This is a genomic window from Nonomuraea sp. GTA35 (genome assembly GCF_041950525.1).
Classification (GTDB): domain Bacteria; phylum Actinomycetota; class Actinomycetes; order Streptosporangiales; family Streptosporangiaceae; genus Nonomuraea.
Genome location: NZ_JBGNUV010000045.1, coordinates 1590 through 2917, shown reverse-complemented (window position 1 = coordinate 2917; position 1328 = coordinate 1590). Strand labels below are relative to the sequence as shown.

1 rRNA gene (only partly in view) is annotated in these 1328 nt (G+C 55.7%); it reads right to left on the bottom strand.

What is annotated here, in order from left to right:
- Positions 1-1277: ribosomal RNA gene (locus ACBJ32_RS59245) — 23S ribosomal RNA — on the bottom strand (it extends 1924 nt beyond the left edge of the window).
- Positions 1278-1328: the final 51 nt, after the last annotated feature.

Sequence of the window (1328 nt, the reverse complement as noted above, 5' to 3'; positions counted from 1 at the left end):
AAGGGAGTCAATGCCACGACTTCGGCGGTGTACTTGAGCCCCGCTACATTGTCGGCGCAGAATCACTTGACCAGTGAGCTATTACGCACTCTTTCAAGGGTGGCTGCTTCTAAGCCAACCTCCTGGTTGTCTCTGCGACTCCACATCCTTTCCCACTTAGCACACGCTTAGGGGCCTTAGTCGGTGATCTGGGCTGTTTCCCTCTCGACTACGAACCTTATCGCCCGCAGTCTCACTGCCACGCTCTCACTTACCGGCATTCGGAGTTTGGCTGACGTCAGTAACCTTGTCGGGCCCATCGGCCATCCAGTGCTCTACCTCCGGCAAGAAACACGCAACGCTGCACCTAAATGCATTTCGGGGAGAACCAGCTATCACGGAGTTTGATTGGCCTTTCACCCCTACACACAGGTCATCCCCCAGGTTTTCAACCCTGGTGGGTTCGGTCCTCCACCCAGTCTTACCTGAGCTTCAACCTGCCCATGCGTAGATCACCCCGCTTCGGGTCTACAGCATGCGACTCAAACGCCCTCTTCAGACTCGCTTTCGCTACGGCTCCCCCACACGGGTTAACCTCGCCACACACCATAACTCGCAGGCTCATTCTTCAAAAGGCACGCAGTCACATCACACACCAGCAAACTGATGTAAGCTCCTACGGCTTGTAGGCACACGGTTTCAGGTACTCTTTCACGACCCCTCACCGGGGCACTTTTCACCTTTCCCTCACGGTACTCGTGCACTATCGGTCATCAGGGAGTATTTAGGCTTACCAGGTGGTCCTGGCAGATTCACACAGGATTTCTCGGGCCCCGTGCTACTTGGGATCCCCTCAAAGAGTCCATCCGATTTCGTCTACCCGGCTCTCACGGTCTACGGCGCCCCTTCCCAGAGGCTTCAACTATCAGACAGATTTATCACTCTCCGGAGCAGCGGCAGCCACCCCAAGAAGGTCCCACGACCCCGGACATGCAACGCCTGCCGGCTATCACACACGCCCGGTTTAGCCTCATCCGCTTTCGCTCACCACTACTCACGGAATCACTCTTGTTTTCTCTTCCTACGGGTACTGAGATGTTTCACTTCCCCGCGTTACCACCAACCGCCCTATACATTCAGGCGGAGGCAACACCACATGACTGGTGCTAGGTTTCCCCATTCGGACATCCCCGGATCAACGTCTGGTTGGCGACTCCCCGAGGCTTAACGCAGCCTCCCACGTCCTTCATCGGCTCCTGATGCCAAGGCATCCACCGTGTGCCCTAAAAAACTTGGCCACAAAGATGCTCGCGTCCACTATGCAAATCTCAAACAACAAACAGCAAACC